The 16,030-nt window shown below is 63.9% G+C and carries 19 protein-coding genes and 2 tRNA genes; 11 read left to right on the top strand and 10 right to left on the bottom strand.

The genetic code is table 11. The features are described from left to right. Positions 1 to 2: 2 nt before the first annotated feature. The gene (locus LGN19_RS15895; RefSeq protein WP_122946640.1) at positions 3 to 437 is read right to left on the bottom strand and encodes a hypothetical protein; all 435 of its coding nucleotides are present in this window, start codon (positions 435 to 437) and stop codon (positions 3 to 5) included. Positions 438 to 594: 157 nt separating this feature from the next. Between LGN19_RS15895 and LGN19_RS15890 the strand changes: the two genes are divergently transcribed. Continuing rightward, the gene (locus LGN19_RS15890; protein WP_226215845.1) at positions 595 to 1,050 is read left to right on the top strand and encodes a hypothetical protein; all 456 of its coding nucleotides are present in this window, start codon (positions 595 to 597) and stop codon (positions 1,048 to 1,050) included. A 157-nt stretch (positions 1,051 to 1,207) separates the two neighbouring features. On the opposite strand, the gene LGN19_RS15885 is transcribed toward LGN19_RS15890, so the two are convergent. Beyond that, positions 1,208 to 1,284: transfer RNA gene (locus LGN19_RS15885), tRNA-Pro, on the bottom strand. Positions 1,285 to 1,444: 160 nt separating this feature from the next. On the opposite strand from LGN19_RS15885, the gene sixA reads away from it, so the two are divergent. Both sixA and LGN19_RS15875 read left to right on the top strand, forming a co-directional pair. Continuing rightward, entirely contained in the window at positions 1,445 to 1,906 is a 462-nt protein-coding gene (gene sixA / locus LGN19_RS15880) for a phosphohistidine phosphatase SixA (protein WP_122945001.1), read from the top strand. A gap of 170 nt (positions 1,907 to 2,076) precedes the next feature. Beyond that, complete coding sequence (locus tag LGN19_RS15875; protein ID WP_011351620.1) at positions 2,077 to 2,883, top strand: GNAT family N-acetyltransferase; 807 nt, start codon at positions 2,077 to 2,079, stop codon at positions 2,881 to 2,883. Between the two features lie 199 nt (positions 2,884 to 3,082). Here LGN19_RS15875 and LGN19_RS15870 read toward each other — a convergent pair whose 3' ends face one another. Next, positions 3,083 to 3,301, bottom strand: coding sequence for a hypothetical protein (locus LGN19_RS15870; RefSeq protein ID WP_226216037.1), 219 nt, complete (start codon positions 3,299 to 3,301; stop codon positions 3,083 to 3,085). A gap of 88 nt (positions 3,302 to 3,389) precedes the next feature. Between LGN19_RS15870 and LGN19_RS15865 the strand changes: the two genes are divergently transcribed. Next, the gene (locus tag LGN19_RS15865) at positions 3,390 to 3,566 is read left to right on the top strand and encodes a hypothetical protein (protein WP_164462558.1); all 177 of its coding nucleotides are present in this window, start codon (positions 3,390 to 3,392) and stop codon (positions 3,564 to 3,566) included. 19 nt (positions 3,567 to 3,585) lie between these two features. On the opposite strand, the gene LGN19_RS15860 is transcribed toward LGN19_RS15865, so the two are convergent. The 3 genes from LGN19_RS15860 to LGN19_RS15850 all read right to left on the bottom strand — a co-directional run bounded on the left by LGN19_RS15860 (position 3,586) and on the right by LGN19_RS15850 (position 6,995). Then, the gene (locus tag LGN19_RS15860) at positions 3,586 to 4,965 is read right to left on the bottom strand and encodes an MATE family efflux transporter (RefSeq protein ID WP_226215843.1); all 1,380 of its coding nucleotides are present in this window, start codon (positions 4,963 to 4,965) and stop codon (positions 3,586 to 3,588) included. A gap of 10 nt (positions 4,966 to 4,975) precedes the next feature. Next, positions 4,976 to 5,299, bottom strand: a complete 324-nt coding sequence (locus LGN19_RS15855) for a DUF2288 domain-containing protein (RefSeq protein WP_226215837.1) — start codon at positions 5,297 to 5,299, stop codon at positions 4,976 to 4,978. A 76-nt stretch (positions 5,300 to 5,375) separates the two neighbouring features. After that, a complete protein-coding gene (locus tag LGN19_RS15850; RefSeq protein ID WP_226215835.1) occupies positions 5,376 to 6,995 on the bottom strand; it encodes an acyl-CoA synthetase in 1,620 nt (539 codons plus the stop codon). Positions 6,996 to 7,136: 141 nt separating this feature from the next. Between LGN19_RS15850 and LGN19_RS15845 the strand changes: the two genes are divergently transcribed. Then, complete coding sequence (locus LGN19_RS15845; protein ID WP_155291875.1) at positions 7,137 to 7,292, top strand: hypothetical protein; 156 nt, start codon at positions 7,137 to 7,139, stop codon at positions 7,290 to 7,292. Positions 7,293 to 7,363: 71 nt separating this feature from the next. On the opposite strand, the gene LGN19_RS15840 is transcribed toward LGN19_RS15845, so the two are convergent. Beyond that, a complete protein-coding gene (locus tag LGN19_RS15840) occupies positions 7,364 to 8,065 on the bottom strand; it encodes a peptidoglycan DD-metalloendopeptidase family protein (protein WP_027787858.1) in 702 nt (233 codons plus the stop codon). Between the two features lie 152 nt (positions 8,066 to 8,217). Further along, positions 8,218 to 9,129, bottom strand: a complete 912-nt coding sequence (locus tag LGN19_RS15835; protein ID WP_226215833.1) for an aldose epimerase — start codon at positions 9,127 to 9,129, stop codon at positions 8,218 to 8,220. 478 nt (positions 9,130 to 9,607) lie between these two features. Between LGN19_RS15835 and LGN19_RS15830 the strand changes: the two genes are divergently transcribed. The 6 genes from LGN19_RS15830 to LGN19_RS15805 all read left to right on the top strand — a co-directional run bounded on the left by LGN19_RS15830 (position 9,608) and on the right by LGN19_RS15805 (position 13,330). Continuing rightward, positions 9,608 to 10,438, top strand: coding sequence for an undecaprenyl-diphosphate phosphatase (locus LGN19_RS15830; RefSeq protein WP_027787856.1), 831 nt, complete (start codon positions 9,608 to 9,610; stop codon positions 10,436 to 10,438). Positions 10,439 to 10,606: 168 nt separating this feature from the next. After that, positions 10,607 to 10,683, top strand: a tRNA-Arg gene (locus LGN19_RS15825). Between the two features lie 305 nt (positions 10,684 to 10,988). Next, positions 10,989 to 11,270, top strand: coding sequence for a type II toxin-antitoxin system HigB family toxin (locus LGN19_RS15820; protein WP_226215831.1), 282 nt, complete (start codon positions 10,989 to 10,991; stop codon positions 11,268 to 11,270). Beyond that, entirely contained in the window at positions 11,258 to 11,692 is a 435-nt protein-coding gene (locus tag LGN19_RS15815) for a helix-turn-helix domain-containing protein (protein WP_226215830.1), read from the top strand. The genes LGN19_RS15820 and LGN19_RS15815 overlap by 13 nt, the downstream gene beginning before the upstream one ends. A gap of 127 nt (positions 11,693 to 11,819) precedes the next feature. Next, a complete protein-coding gene (locus LGN19_RS15810; RefSeq protein ID WP_226215828.1) occupies positions 11,820 to 12,002 on the top strand; it encodes a hypothetical protein in 183 nt (60 codons plus the stop codon). 1,085 nt (positions 12,003 to 13,087) lie between these two features. Further along, positions 13,088 to 13,330 carry a tyrosine-type recombinase/integrase gene (locus tag LGN19_RS15805; RefSeq protein WP_226216030.1) on the top strand — a complete coding sequence of 81 codons (243 nt, stop codon included), beginning with the start codon at positions 13,088 to 13,090 and terminating at the stop codon, positions 13,328 to 13,330. A gap of 56 nt (positions 13,331 to 13,386) precedes the next feature. On the opposite strand, the gene LGN19_RS15800 is transcribed toward LGN19_RS15805, so the two are convergent. Next, positions 13,387 to 15,075, bottom strand: coding sequence for a hypothetical protein (locus LGN19_RS15800; protein WP_226215826.1), 1,689 nt, complete (start codon positions 15,073 to 15,075; stop codon positions 13,387 to 13,389). A gap of 236 nt (positions 15,076 to 15,311) precedes the next feature. Further along, the gene (locus LGN19_RS15795; protein WP_226216028.1) at positions 15,312 to 15,743 is read right to left on the bottom strand and encodes a recombinase family protein; all 432 of its coding nucleotides are present in this window, start codon (positions 15,741 to 15,743) and stop codon (positions 15,312 to 15,314) included. Positions 15,744 to 16,030: the final 287 nt, after the last annotated feature.

The following is a 16,030-nucleotide window of genomic DNA, read 5'->3' as shown; positions in this document are numbered from 1 at the left end:
GCTTAGTCCGACGAGCAGACGATCGCGGTCAGGAACGGAAACGCCTGCCTGACGGTCGCGTCGCTGCCTGCCTTGCGCACGGCTTCTTCCACCGCGCTCTTCGTGCCGCGCACCACGACGCCGTAGGCCCAGTCGCCGATCGGCGTGCCGTCGCCCGTGCGGAAGATCGGGTCGTTCGCCTGGTATCCGAGTACGACATACACGCCGAAGCCGTACGCCGTCAGCGAGTGGCTCGTGCGGAATGCGTTGACCGAGTTCGATTCGACGTGCATCGGCTCCGACTGGATGTCGCCGGCGGCGAGCAGCGGCGCGACGAACTTGTGGCCGGTCGAATGGCAGTCGAGCGCGTCGTCGAGCGCCTTGGCCGACGCGGAGCCGGAGGTTGCCAGTGCGAGCAGGGATGCGCAGAGGGCGATCTTGAGAATGTTGTTTTTCATGCGCGGAGGCGGGTTGTCCACGCGCATTATCGCGTGTTCCGGCCCGTGTCGTGTGCGGGCTGCGGGCGGCTCGTTGGCCTGTATCGCGTCGGCAACCCGACGGGCTGGCCAGACGAACTTCGATTATTTCCAGCTGGTCTTTCCACGAACCTTTTCGATGATGAAGCTATCCGCACATGCCGCATGCGCGTTGATCCTGGCCGTGACCTCGGTTACCGCGGCGCATGCCCGCGATCTCGACAAGAGCGACCCCGACCGCGCGCAGATACTGGCAGCCGTCCATCGGCTGAACGACAGCAATTCGAACCTGAAGGACTATCGCTATGTCGTGGTCGATCTGGTGAAGGACCGTGACGCCGCGTTCTTGTGCGTTGCATTGGCGGATCAGGACGGCGGCTTGATATCGACGGACGACCAGGCCGGGATCATGACGTTCGCGCTGGAAAAGCGTGATCCGCGATGGGTGGCGATCAATCTCGGGGGTGTCGGATTTGCTGCCGGCGCCAGGCCCGTGCAATCGGATTGCGTGGTGAACGGCCGTACCGTGAATACGCGGGCTGATATCAATGCCGCATTGAAAGCGAAAGGCCGTCAGCCGTTTGCTTCGCGCTGACCGCCGAAAAGTGTCCGCCGGAGAGGGGCGTTGTAGCTTCGATGCCCCAATGGAACCCTACAATGGATTGAGGCGCGGCGAGAATCCCGATCGACGTTTCAAGGGCCCGGAAATGGAAAAGGGGCTACGGTGTTTAACCGTAACCCCTTGATTCCTTTGGTCGGAGCGATAGGATTCGAACCTACGACCCTCTGATCCCAAATCAGATGCGCTACCAGGCTGCGCTACGCTCCGACAAGCCAAAGAGTATAGCGTTGAATGAATGATCAGGTCAATTGCGATATGCGGGTAAATGCCGCGGCGGCGAACCGGCCGAATTTGCGACAATTCGCACGGTAATCGGCCGGCCCGGACGCATGGGCGCGGAGCCGCTCGCCGAAGCAAGGAGAACATCATGATGAACCTGATCCTGTGGCGCCACGCCGAAGCCGAAGACTACGCGACGAGCGATCTCGCGCGCCAGTTGACCGTTCGGGGCCGCAAGGACGCGCAAGCGATGGCCAAATGGCTGCGTGGCCGGCTCGAGACGAATGCCGTGATCCTCGCGAGCCCGGCGGCCCGCACCGTGCAGACCGTCGAGGCGCTGACCGACCAGTACCGGACGGTCGACGCGCTCGCGCCGGGCGGCAGTGTCGACGACGTGCTGGCGGCGGCCGGCTGGCCGGAAGGCATCGCGCCGACGGTCGTGATCGTCGGGCATCAGCCGACGCTCGGCAGCGTCGCCGCGCAGCTGATCGCCGGCGACGACGACAGCTGGAGCGTCAAGAAGGGCGGAATCGTGTGGCTCGCGAGCCGCACGCGTGACGGCAGCCGGCAGGCCGTGCTGCGGGCGGTATTGACGCCCGACCTGGTGTGAGGCCCGCCTGAAGCGCCTTGCAGGGATTCATCATACGGTTTCGCAAGCTTTCTGCTAAAGTCAATTCGGCGACACGTCATTGAAAGGACATGGTCGTGCCACATGACGGTCACGGCCGATTACTACATTGGCGGGCATGTCGTCCTATTCCTTACGACCAGGAAAGCCTAATGCGAGAACTGCCGACGCCTACGCTCCCTTTTGCCTCGCTGCCCCTCGACACGTCGCGGCGCCACCTGCCGCGCGCTGCTGAAACCGTCACATCGGAGTATCGCCTGCGCGCCGCGTGGGCGCGTACCGAAGACGAATTGCGCGAAGCCCAGCGCCTGCGTTACAGCGTGTTCGCCGAAGAGATGGGCGCGCAGGTCAGCGGCCCCTCCGGTCTCGATGTCGATCCGTTCGATGCGTACTGCGACCATCTGCTGGTTCGCGATCTCGACACGTTGAAAGTCGTCGGTACGTACCGCGTGCTGCCGCCGCACCAGGCGGCGCGGGTCGGCCGCCTGTACGCCGAAGGCGAATTCGACCTGTCGCGCCTCACGCACCTGCGCGGCAAGATGGTCGAGGTCGGCCGCTCGTGCGTGCACAGCGACTACCGCAGCGGCGCCGTCATCATGGCGCTGTGGGGCGGCCTTGGCGCGTACATGATGCAGAACGGCTACGAGACGATGCTCGGCTGCGCGAGCGTGTCGATGGCCGACGGCGGCCACTATGCGGCGAACCTGTACCAGTCGCTGTCGGCCGGCTCGCTGACGGCGCCCGAGTATCGCGCGTTCCCGCACACGGCCCTGCCGGTCGACGAACTGCAGACGGGCACCGTCGTGGCGCCGCCGCCGCTGATCAAGGGTTACCTGCGTCTCGGCGCGAAGATCTGCGGTGCACCGGCCTGGGATCCCGACTTCAACTGCGCGGATTTCCTGACGCTGTTCCGACTGTCCGACATCAACGCGCGCTACGCCCGCCACTTCCTGGGCTGAGCCGTCCGAACCGCATCGCGCCTCCGGGCGCGCGCAAGCGAACGCCGTCGCGTGGCCTCAGCCGCGCGGCGGCGTTGGTCCATCTGACCAACGTGCGTGAATCGAACCCTGTTAATTTCGGCGATACGCGATTACCACCGTGCCGCGGGACGGCACGTTCGCGAATGGCCCGGGGAGGGGCCGGACGGCAGCGGCGGGCTTAGTGCTTGCGCCGCCAGTCGAGCAAGTGGTGTTCGGCCATCCAGTGATGGATCATCCCTTCGCCGCCATGGCTGCGCTTGTATTCGCGCGACTCGAAGAACGACAGGGCGACGAGCACCATCAGACCGACAATCAGACCGATCAGGCCGGCAATTTCTTCAGACGACATGGCAGCCTCCTTTCCACGGCACAGCGCCATGCGTACATAGTAGGACATGCGCGGCACGACTCCGAAGCCCGATTTCCGCTAGACTCGGCGCGGTCCCGGCGTGCGATGGGCGCGCCGATTTCCGGAGCCATACCCGATGACCCGTTTCGTGCTGGCCGTGCTGGCCGCATCTTTCCTCGCCGCCTGTACCAGCGATCCGCACCAGGCCCGTCGCGGCCATCCGCCGGAAGATCCGGCCGACTATCACGGCGTGCCGACCGACATGACGCCGCCGTCGATGCTCGACGCGCCGCCGCCGAAACCCGTGCAGTAACGGCCGGTTCGGCCCGCCGTCAGGCGCGGGCCGCGGGCGCGTCGGTGCCGATGTGCCGCAACAGCCCCGGCAGGTAGCGCGCCAGCGTCGCGCCGCGTGCGGCCATGAACAGCAGCAGCGCGAACCAGAGACCGTGATTGCCGAACGTGCCGACGGCAGCGAGCGTGGCCACGACAAAGATCGAGAATGACGCGACCATCGCGCGCATCAGCGACTGCGTCTGCGTGGCGCCGATGAAGACGCCGTCGAGCAGGAAGCCCCAGACCGACACGATCGGGGAAATCGCGGCCCACGGCAGGTAGCGCAGCGCCACGTCGCGGATCTCGGCCTGATCGGTCAGGCGCGCGATGATCCAGCCGCCGGCGGCCCAGTACACGAGCGCGAACAGCAGCGCGCCGAGCGCCGACCAGAACAGCGTGACGCGCACGGCCTGCCGGAACGCGCGGCGGTCGCGCGCGCCGGCCGCCGCACCGACGAGTGCCTCGGCCGCATGGGCGAAGCCGTCGAGGCCGTACGCCATGAACGTCTGGAAATTCAGCAGCAGTGCGTTCGCCGCGAGCGTCGCATCGCCCTGTTTCGCACCGAGGTGCGCGAACCAGCCGAATGCGCCGAGCAGGCACAGCGTGCGCAGGAAGATGTCGCGATTGAGCGCGATCAACCGCTTGAGCGCGACGCGGTCGGCGAGCGCACGCGCGACGATCGGCGCAAGGCCGCGCGGTCGCAGCCGCCACAGCATCCATGCGCCGAGCGCGAAACCGCATGCGTCCGCGGTGGCGGTCGCGGCGCCGATGCCGGCGATGCCCCAGCCGAAGCCGTAGACATAGAGCAGTACGGCGCCGATGTTCACGGCATTGATGAACACCTGCGCGACGAGCGCGAGCCGCACGCGCTGCATACCGAGCAGGTAGCCGAGCACGACGTAGTTCGCGAGCGCGAACGGCGCGCTCCAGATCCGTGTGTGACTGTAGGCAAGCGCCGTCGCGCGGACGGCATCGCTGCCGCCGAGCGCGGACAGCGCAAATGACAGCAGCGGCACCTGCAGCGCAAGCACCGCGGCGCCGAGCGCGAATGCGACGATCAACGCGCGCAGCAGGTTCAGGCGGATCCCGGCGGCGTCGCCGGCACCGTGCGCCTGCGCGACGAGGCCGGTCGTCCCCATCCGCAGGAAACCGAACCCCCAGAACACGAAATTGAAGAACAGCCCGCCGAGCGCGACGCCGCCGAGGTACTGCGCGCCGTCGAGGTGGCCGGCGACGGCCGTGTCGACGGCACCGAGGATCGGCTGGGTCAGGTTCGCGAGGACGATCGGGAATGCGAGCGCGAGGACGCGCCGGTGCGTGACAGTGGCCGACGTAGCTGAGCCCGTGCCGGCGCCGTGCGGTAACGCGGATTCGGACATGGCGGACGCGTCAGGAGCGTTCCTGCACGCAGACCCACGGCGATACGACGACCGCCCACAGCTCCGGGTTGCGCGCCGCGTAGTCGGCAGCGGTTTCGGCCGGCATGCGCGCGACGAGGCCCGCCGACAGCCAGCGCGTGACCTGTTCGGCATCGTCGTCGGCAACCGCTTCCGCGACGCTGACGAGATCGAGGTCGCGCGCAACGGACAGCAGCTTGCCCTGCGCGAAGAAGCGTTCGAGATCGCACCAGTCGATCTTGGCGGTTTCGCCGAGGAGTTTGGCGTAGAGCGGGCTGTGCGACGCGCCCGCGTCGGAGTGGTGATCAGAGGACATCGTTTTCTTGGAAAGACTGCGTGGTGGCGCCACTATAAACCATCCGGCCGGGCGGGCGGCGCGGGTGGCGGCCGGCTTACGCGTCGCGCAGCGCGCGGCGCACGATCTTGCCGGTTGCGGTCATCGGCAGGCTGTCGACGAACGCGATCGCGCGCGGATACTCGTGCGCGGCGAGGCGCGTGCGCACGTGCGCCTGCAGTGCCTGAACGAGCGCATCGTCGCCGGCGTGGCCGGGATTCAGTACGACGAACGCCTTGACGATCTCGGTGCGCGTCGCGTCGGGCACGCCGACGACAGCCGCCATCCGCACCGCCGGATGCGTGAGCAGGCAGTCCTCGATCGGGCCCGGGCCGATCCGGTAGCCGGCGCTCGTGATCACGTCGTCGTCGCGGCCGACGAAGCGCACGAAACCGTCGGCGTCGATCATGCCCGTATCGCCGGTGAGCAGGTAGTCGCCCGCGAACTTGTCGCGGGTCGCGTCGGCGTTGCGCCAGTATTCGAGGAACATCACCGGGTCGGGGCGGCGCACCGCGATGCGCCCTTCGACGCCGGGCGGCAGCGGCGTGCCGTCCGCATCGACGATCGCGACCGCGTGGCCGGGCACCGCTTTGCCGATTGCGCCGGGCTGCGCATCGAACAGCGCCGCGCATGACGACAGCACCATGTTGCACTCGGTTTGCCCGTAGAACTCGTTGATCGTCACGCCGAGCGCGTCGCGCCCCCAGGCCGTCAGTTCGGTGCCGAGCGACTCGCCGCCGCTCGCGACCGATTTCAGCGACAGCGCGTAGCGTTCGCGCGGTGCCACGACGGTGCGCATCAGCTTCAGCGCGGTGGGCGGCAGGAACGCGTGGGTGACGCCGTGCCGTGCCATCAGCGCGAATGCCGCGTCGCCGTCGAATTTCTCGAAGCGGCGGGCGAGCACGGGCACGCCGTGATGCCATGACGGCAGCAGCACGTCGAGCAGGCCGCCGATCCACGCCCAGTCGGCGGGAGTCCAGAACAGGCGCGCATCGCGCGGGAAGCACTGCTGCGACATCTCCACGCCGGGCAGGTGGCCCAGCAGCACGCGATGCGCGTGCAGCGCGCCTTTCGGTTTGCCCGTCGTGCCGGACGTATAGATGATGACCGCCGGATCGTCGGCAGCCGTATCGGCCGGCACGAAGTCGGGCGTTTCGGCGGCGAGCGCCGCGTCGTAGCGCAGCACGCCCGGCGCGTCGGGCGCATCGTCGCCGATGCAGTAGATGGCATGCAATGCCGGCAGCTGCGCGCGCAGCGGCGCGATCTTCGCGTAGCCGGCCGCGTCGGTGACGAGCGCGGCCGCCTCGCTGTTCGCAAGCCGGTATTCGAGCGCATCGACGCCGAACAACGTGAAGAGCGGCACCGCGATCGCGCCGAGCTTGTAGGCAGCGAGGTGCGCGATGGCCGTTTCGGGCCCCTGCGCGAGAAAGATGCCGACGCGGTCGCCGCGCCGCAGGCCGGCGCGCACGAAGCTGTTCGCGAGCCGGTTAGAGGCACTCCTCAGGTCGTCGAACGTGAGGCGGGACACGTCGCCTTGCGCCGTTTCGTGGATCAGCGCGAGGCGTCCGCTGCCGTCGGCCCATTTGTCGCAGACGTCAACACCGATGTTGTAGCGCGCCGGAACGTCCCACGCGAAGCGGGAGAGCAGGTCGTCGTAGCGGTCGGTGGCGGGCAGCATCGCGTTGTCTCCGGGGTGGCGGGCGTGGTGTCGGGCGGACGGCTTACATCAGGGTTTCACGCAGGCGAATCCACAATGTCGTCTGAGGGCAGGGAATCTTCGCACTCGTCCGATAGCCTCGGCTCAGTGCACGATTCCACAATGACGCATAAGATCACGAAAAAACAGTGTGTGACCATGGATTTGCTTCTGATAGCTGCGGGGTTCAGCCTGATCGGGATCGGCCTGCTGGTAGCGTTTGCGCGTCACGTCGATCCGTTGTCCGGCCGTTTCACCGGACGTCTGCGCAAGCGCTGACACCACCTTTCCCGATGTTTGCCGCGACGGCACGCGATGCGCGCCGGCATCGCGTGTCGCCTATCGGGTGCTCAGCGCGCCGGCAGGTAGCGTGACGGGTCGATCGATCGGCCGCCGTAGCGCAACTCGAAATGCAGCGCGACGCGATCGCTGTCGCTGTTGCCCATCTCGGCGATCGATTGCCCCTGCGTGACCGACTGGCCTTCCTTCACCAGCAGCGCGCGGTTGTGCGCGTAGGCGGTCAGGTAGTCGGCGTTGTGCTTGAGGATGATCAGGTTGCCGTAGCCGCGCAGCCCGTTACCCGCATAGACCACCACACCCGGCGCAGCCGCGACCACCGGCGTGCCCGGCGAGTTCGCGATGTCGATGCCCTTCGATTTCGAGCCGTCGAACGTGCGAACCACGTTGCCGGCTGCCGGCCAGATCAGCGCGATGCTCGTGGCCGGCTTGACGGCCGACTCAACCGGTGCGGACGGCGCGGGGCGGGCCCGGCCGGCACTGCCGGTACCGGTGGTCGACGGCGTCGATGCGGTGGTCGTGCCGGGCGGCGGCGCGACGCGCAGCACCTGGCCGACTTCGATCGCATCGGGGTTCGTCATCTGGTTCCAGCGCACGATGTTCGATACCGACGTGCGGTTGTCGCGCGCGATCTTGTAGAGCGTATCGCCGCGCTCGACGCGATAGAACCCGGGGCCGACAGGCGCGGAGCCGCACGCGACGAGCAGGGCGGCGCAGGCGGCTGCGAAGAGTCGCTTCGTTGTTGTTCCGAACATTGAACCTCGCAAAACCCTGCCGCTCGTGACGCGGCAGGCAACACAAAACGTCCGATTTTAACGGGTTCGACCCGCGCTACGCAGTTTGGGCCGTTGCCGGGGCTGCGGCGCGCCGGTTCGGAGCGCTGCTTGATGACGTCTCAGCCTGCGTATCAGCCGGCGAGCGGGACGACGCGAATCCGCAGTGTGGCGGTTTCCGTTGCGCCCGGTGCGAGCATGCGCAGCCCGAGGCCGTTGTGGATCGCATCCGGCAGGCCAAGCCACGGTTCGACGCAATAGAAGTCCGAATCCGGCTTCTCGGTCCAGGTCGTCACCGCGTACCACGGGATCGAACCCGGCACGTCGAGCGAGATCTCGATCGTGCGGCGGCGGCCCGGCATCACGATGCGCACCGGCGTGGCCGGTACACCGTCGAGGCAGTGGAAGCGGTCGAGGATGTCCGCGTTGTCGAGGCGATAACGGGTGTCGCCCGGTTCGGGCGTGCTGATCGAACCGTCCGGCTGCTGCGCGCAACGATGCGTAGGCGGCAGCTCAAGCGTGGTTTCGGCGCGTTCGCCGTGGGGCAGCGCGAAATAGAAATGGTGGCCGGCGTAGTAGGGTAGCGGCGTGTCGCCGCGATTGGTCGTCGTCAGTGCGACTTCGAGCGTGTGCGCGTCGGCCAGCCGGTAGGTCGTTTCGAACCGGAAATCGAACGGGTAGCTCGCCCGCAGCGCGTCGGTCGCGTCGAGCGTCATCGACAACGCGGCGCCATCGGCCGACGGTTGCGCGGCGAACGGCAGGTCGCGCGCGAAGCCGTGCATCGGCAGGTCGCGCACCACGCCGGCGGCGTCGCGCCAGCGGCCCAGTTCGCCGTCGACGCGGTGACGGCCGAGGAACGGGAACAGCAGCGGGTTGCCGCCGCGCACGCGCGCAAGGTTGCTCCAGTCAGCCGTTTCCGGCCAGAAGATCACCGGTTCGCCGTCGACATGCCAGGACAACAGGCGGCCGCCGAATTGCGGAGCGACCCGGACGAGCGACGGGCCGGCGTGAAGTTCGTGAATCTCGTGTTGCTGGAAGGTCGGCATGGCGAATCGGGGTGGGCGGGTGGACGGGAACGGCGCGCTCCATTATCGGGCCGTGGCGGCTCGGGGAAAACCCTTCTCGGGAAATCGCGAGTTTTTAAGACTGTCAACGGTCGGGATAATGCCTCTAAACCGGTGAGGTTGCCGGGTCATGACACTTCGTGGAGGGGGCCATGGATCTGGCAATGGCAATGGGTATCGCACTGTTCGGCATGTTCACCGGCAGCACGGTATTATTTTTCTATCAGCTCGGCCGCTGACGGCAATTCCTGCCGAAGTCGAAAGGCCCGCCATGCAAATGGCGGGCTTTTTGCTTTCTGTGTGCTTACAAATTGCAAGCGTTTGTGTGCAATGCCGCAATATCCAGCCAAATGCCTTGGCGCAGTAATCCGGGCTCGGCATAATCGGGGCGCGTTTTTTCGGACGCGCATCGCGTCGTCCGTCTTTCTTCCCGCTTAATCTCGACTAAAAGGACCGACGCGTGAGTCTCTGGTTTCTGGTATTCCTGAGCGTCCTGCAGGGCGTCACCGAACTCTTTCCCGTCAGCAGCCTTGGCCATACGCTGCTCGTGCCGGCACTGTTCGGCATGCACATCGACAAGCACGCACCGCAACTGCTGCCGTTTCTCGTCGCGCTGCACCTTGGCACCGCGCTGGCGCTGCTGTGGTATTTCCGCGCGCGCTGGATCGCGCTGATCGGCGGCTTCTTCGCGCAACTCGGCGGCCGCAAGAACGATGACGGGCACCTGATGTGGGCGCTCATCATCGGTACGATTCCGACCGGCATCGTCGGGCTGCTCCTCGAGAAGCGCATCGAACGCGTGTTCCACGACCTGCGGATCGTCGCGATCGCGCTGATCGTGAACGGCGTGCTGCTGTGGCTTGGCGATCGCATCCAGCGCAGCCGCGCGCATCAGGCGCCCGAGAAGATGACGTTCAAGCAGGCGTTCTTCGTGGGTCTCGCGCAGATCGGCGCGCTGATTCCGGGTTTCTCGCGCAGCGGGCTGACGATGATCGCCGGCAATGCGGCGGGGCTGACGGCGGAGAAGGCCGCGGAATTCTCGTTCCTGCTCGGTACGCCGATCATTTTCGCGGCGGGGGTGCTCGAACTGCCGAAGCTGTTCCATGCACGCGACCAGCTCGCCGATGCGCTGCTCGGCGGCGTGCTGACGGCGATCGCCGCCTACCTGAGCGTGCGGTTCCTGATGCGCTATTTCGAAGGACGTGGCCGGTTGGCTTCGTTCGGCGTGTATTGCGTGATCGCCGGTGTGTTCTGCCTCGGCTGGTTCATGATGCATCCGCAGCCGGTTTGATGCTGCGAAGGCCGGTCTCGCGTGATGTGACGCGATGATCGGGTATAATTTCGGGCTCGGCTTCATGCCGGGCCCGTTTTGTTTCTCGGCTTTGGTTTTGGCGGTTCTGCCGTCGCTCGAAGCCCTGTGTCAAATTCGGCCCGCGCCGGCCGTGTCTTTTCTCCCCGACCGCCCTTAGCTCAGTTGGATAGAGCAACGGCCTTCTAAGCCGTAGGTCACACGTTCGAATCGTGTAGGGCGGGCCAGTCCGAGCGCTTCCAGACATCCCGGGGTTACGCCGGGGTTACGCGCGTCCGTGAACAAAGGTTCGTGGTCTTGAGTCGACAAACGAGCGCAATCTCAACCGAGACCGGATCGAGCGGCAACTTGCCCACACCGAGCGCGATGAGACTCGGGCGGCGTAGAACCGTTCCGAATACCTGCCCGAGCGTCGGGAGATGATGCTGTGGCGGGGCAATTACCGCCAGCAAAGGGTGACCCAGAAGAGAGCCTCGTTATCTAATGTGTAACAGCGCTCGGATGCAATCTCATCCTGAGATATCGTCACTTCATGCGAGTCATCTCCAACAAAGCCTTGACTGATTTCGCCACCCAGCATCCGGACGCTGGCGTGCCGCTCCAGATATGGAGAAAGACGATCGAGGCTGGATCGTTCGTGAGCTTTGCGGACCTGAAGAAAGCTTTCAACGCGACGGACAAGGTTGGAGCGTTTTATGTGTTCGATCTCGGCGGCAATAAGTTCCGGATCATTGCTGCAGTGCACTTCAACGTGCAGAAGTTATACGTGCGTTATGTATTCACGCACCGGGAGTACAACAAATGGAAGCTTTGAGTTTTACGCGGAATGACATCGAGGAGCTGGCCGCACACTTCGAGGCTATCTCCAAAAAAGTGCCGCTTCATCCAATCAACTCGGATATCGAGTACGACTTTGCTGTGCGTGCGTTGAACGCATTGCTTGACGCTGGCGCCGCTGACGAAGGACATCGACTCGCTCCGCTCGCTGACACGCTGGGCGACTTCATCAGTGAATACGATGAAGGGCATCATCAACTGCCAGATGCATCGCCCGCTGACATCCTCAAACACCTAATGCTAGAGAATGATGTCCGACAGGCTGATCTGCCCGAGATTGGGAGTCAGGGGGTGGTTTCTGAAATCCTCAGTGGGAAGCGAGAGCTGAATGTACGGCAGATCGCGGCATTGGGTCGTCGATTCAATGTCAGCCCGGTGGTATTTCTGCCGTTTGATTAATTCGACTTTCCACGGGATAACTCATCCTAAGACTGCCGCAGTCATGTTGCGACAGCCGTCCGAAGCCGGACATGCCTCACCAAGCCCCGTCCCAGAAAAGGCACTGTATTTCTGCCAGGAGAGTGACGTGAAGAAACTCGCAGTTGCTCTCGTTGCATCGATGTTCGCTACGGTCGCATTCGCTCAGGCTTCGGCACCGCCCGCTGCCCCTGCGAAGGTGAGTGCCAAGGTGAAGAAGCACAAGCCTCATAGCAACAAGCCGTTCACCTTGGATAAATCGAAGCTCGATAGCGGCGACAAGTTGCAGTGAGTGCGACGTAGCCGAGACAAAGCCCTGCCCCGAGCGGGGCTTTTCACATCTGGTGGCGCCAGGTCGCGGACGACCGAGGCTACTTGCTTCGAGTTGAGCCGGCGTCAATGGCGCCGGCACTTATCATCACGCCATAGTCGCGAAGAGTTCCTCCACTCCTCGCGCGCTCGATGCAGCCCTGAATCGTCAATGCCTACGGTGCATCCAACTCATGTGATGCGCGTCGAGCCATTGACCCATGCTGGCTCCCGGATGTTCGCCCCTGTAACGACGCACAATCGCGAACGCCACTACCAACGCAGCTGCTAGACCGACCAACCAGCTAATCATCGACTGAGACATGGCAGGCTCCTTATCAGGTCCAAACCATGCTTACATTCTAGGTGATCGGATTCCGCCCGACCTACTTCACCAAACGCGTGCGCCGCCGCCGCACTGATTCGACGCTGCATCAGCGTTACCGCATCCCCGCGCGTCTCGTCTCCTCGCGTAGCAGATGCATCAATCGATGCAGTTGCCCCTGCGCCCCGGCGAGATCACCTTTGTTCGCGACGTTCTTGGGCGGCGGCGCCTGAAGCGCGACGAGATATTTGATGCGCTGCCGCAGTACAGCAGCCGTACGAAGGAGCCGCGGCCGCTGTCGAGCACCACGAAGAACCTCTATCTGTCGACTTTGCACGGGATGCTGAATCGCGCAACGCCCGAATGGGACTGGATCGACAAAGCACCGAAGCTGTCCGTCCTGCCCGGCAAGCCGAAGCGGATCCGCTGGGTAGCGAGGGAGGAAGCGCAGCGCCTGATCGACGTTATTCGCGCTGACTGGCTGCGCGATTTAGCAATCCTGGGCTTTGCTACGGGCCTGCGCCGTGCGAATCTGCTGAATCTGGAGTCGTCACTGGTCGATCTGGTGAATCGGCGCGCGAGGATTCACTCCGACCAGGCGAAGGCGGGCAAGTCTATCGATGTGCCATGCGGCTATCCGCAGGTGAATCGGCAAGCACCAGACCCGCGTGTTCGTCCGGAACGGGCACCCGATCGAGAGCTAGGACAACGAGCAGTGGCAACGCAGCTGCGAGCGTGCCGGCATCGAGAATTTTCGGTTCCACGACGTCCGCCATACGTGGGCAAGCTGGCACGTGCGGGCCGGTACGCCGCTGAATCGGCTCATGGAGCTCGGCGGCTCGTCGAAGTACGAGATGGTGCTGCGTTACGCCCACCTCGCGCCCGATCACTTGGCGGCGCATGCGGCAGCGGTCACAATCTGGGCTGGCGACAAATCGACGGTTGGTGAGCCGGGGCCGTCGGGGCTGCGCCTGCTAGTGGGGTGAGTGGAAAACTGTTGAAAGGTGCTGATGAAGGGCGTGGAAGACTGCGCCCTCGAACATCAGGCGCGAGGCATTTTTTCTCGGTCACGCATAGTTGCGCGCCAGCGTCCGTCAATCGAGCGCCACCCGTTGATCATCGTTCCACCGTCGATTTCGAAAGCAAATGTTTCCCCAACATTCACTGCGTCTGCGGTGACATCTTCGAATGACAACCGGATGTTCGACACCCCGACTCCATCGGCAGTGTCGTTGGCGACATCCTCGCCGAGCCAGAGGGTCAACCGACCGGAAAGGCCGTTGTGAAGATCCTGCGAATCTGATCCGGTTTCGACTGCATGCAGTTCGCGCATGCCGTCCGCATTCATTTGAATGTGTCCGATCAATGCTCTTGAATTGAACGAGATACCGTCGTGCGGGAGGTCGCGAAGTTGCAAAGCCTCAAGTAAAGGTTGGGTACCGAGTTCAATTTGCCTAAAGAGATCAGAGTGTTCAGTAACCGCCGGCCACGGTAGCAACGTCGTCTCGCTTGCGAAAGCGTGATTCTCTGACGCGAGCAACGTCGTCTGAATTTCGTTCACCTGTTCACCGAGGTTCGCGTATGCCAGATGTAGCTCGTGCACGTAGTAGCCCCAGCGTTCAGCAAGTAGGCGTGCAGCCGCTCGCACTAGTTTCGCTGCGCTTACCCACCACACCAGACTTTCGTCGTCGTTCTCATCGATGAAAGCGCGGTGCAGGTCGACCCGCTGATGCATATTCCAGAACGCAACGTACACCGCCGGAACGCATTGGCTCCAGTGTGCTCGTTCGAAATCGCGGTAGTGATCAAGAAAATTGAAAAAGGTCGAAGCGGAGAGTGGGCGCGATTTTCCTGAAGATGCTGGTGAAAGTGTCGTGACGCGATGAAGTAGTTCGGTGCCGAAGGGGTCTCCTTCGAGCCAGATCAAGCGCTTTTCTGCCATTACCGCAATCAAGTTGGCCATGTACGGGGCCGGTGCTGGTAACGTGGGGTCGATGGGGATCGCATTGCGATGGACGATGCAAGGGCCACACGAATCACCTTGACACGCTCGATCTGGAATCGGTGCGAGTGCCAGTGGCCACGCACTCGCGAAACGGCCGTCGGGAACGCTGACGCACGAAATCGCAGCCGAATGTGCCGGGAGCGTCAGTATCCCGCCTTGTGACACACTGATCGAAGCGCCCGGGCGACCGTGGGCAAGCCGGCTGTCGAGTTGTCCGCGAGCTGAATTTCGCTGATCAGCCAAACCTGCACAGACATAAAGGGATGAGCCGTTATTGCGCTTGACCGCGAAATGATCCACGGTCGAGCCTTTGCACTCAAGCAAATGATAGGAACGATGCGCCATTGCCTGACTGATGAGCAAATAGTCAGGCGAGGGACCTTCGTTCGATTCTACGATGCGAACAATGTCGAGCCGTCCACCGAGCTGTGCAATGCGCAGCATTAACCCGAATAACTCGCCATAGGTCGATGTGAATGCATCCTGCGGCTCGTCGCTGGTCGATGTGAGTTGTCCTGTTAGCGTTTCCCACACGGACGGCGCGACTGCACGGGTTGCCGATGGCGCCAAGCGTCGACCGCTGATGCTCAGCAATATGTCCACCGTGGTGTCGTCAAACTCTAACGTACCGGATGGCTGTCTGACCCGGTCGGTCTGCTTATGCAGTCGCATTGAGGGGAGGAGATCCACTTCGGCGAAGCGAATCGGCAGTTTCCAAGTCGGCATGGTTTTGATTGAAACGGCAGCGTGTGGGTACAGTAGAGCGTTAACTGGTGCATAGCTCTATACAGTGCGGGGCGATTGTATGCTCGCAAACGCGGTGTGGCTATGACCGTGCATGCTGGGGCGGCAGCGTCGACGGGGCAGGGCGGCCGGCTACAGCCGTGCGAGCACGCGTTGCAACTGCGCAAGGGGCCACTCGCCGCCGCGCGCCGTCTTGACGCCGAGCTTGTTCAGTTCCGTCACCATCGCTCGCTGTGACAGGCCGGCGGCGCGGAACCCGCCCAGAACGCCCGAAAGTGACCCGGCAAACGCATCAGCAGCCTCCTGGCGGGCTTCGATGTTCCGCTTGAGGTTCCCGGCCCAGTCGCGCCCAGGACAATGCTACGGACCTTTGCTGCGGCCAGCGCGTCCCTCGTGCGTTCGCCGATCCGCCTTGCCTCGTGCTCGGCAAAGGCGGCCATGATGTGGATCGTCAGCTCGGTGGCCTCCGGCATGTCGGCCGCGCCGAACTTCACCTTGCTTTCCATGAGTCCCGAGATGAAGTGCACGTTGCGCGCGAGGCGGTCGAGCTTGGCGATCAGCAGTCGGGCGCCATGTTTGCGGCAGCGCTCGAGCACCGCGTGCAGTTGCGGACGCTTTGCTAGCGCGTCGGCACCCTTGCCTGTTTCGATATCAGTGAACTCGCCGACGAACTCCCAGGATCCGCCGTTGAGGTATCACGTGACTGCCTTACGCTGCGCGTCGAGGCCCAGGCCGCTCGCGCCTTGATTCGCTGTCGACATGCGGTAGTACGCCACGAATTTCCCGTTTGCCATCACGTCATCCCGCGTTGACTTCGTTTAAGGACGAAGGCACAACCCGTACATTCGCATCCACCTGAAACCGTACGGACGCGCGGATTCTCCAGCTAAGCATGTGAAGGAAATTTCTTGGACACGTCGATGCCCGCTCAATAACA

The sequence above is a fragment of the Burkholderia sp. AU30198 genome (genome assembly GCF_020419825.1).
Taxonomy (GTDB): Bacteria; Pseudomonadota; Gammaproteobacteria; order Burkholderiales; family Burkholderiaceae; genus Burkholderia.
The sequence above is the reverse complement of the archived record's forward strand: the minus strand, read 5'-3'. Positions and strand labels throughout refer to the sequence as shown.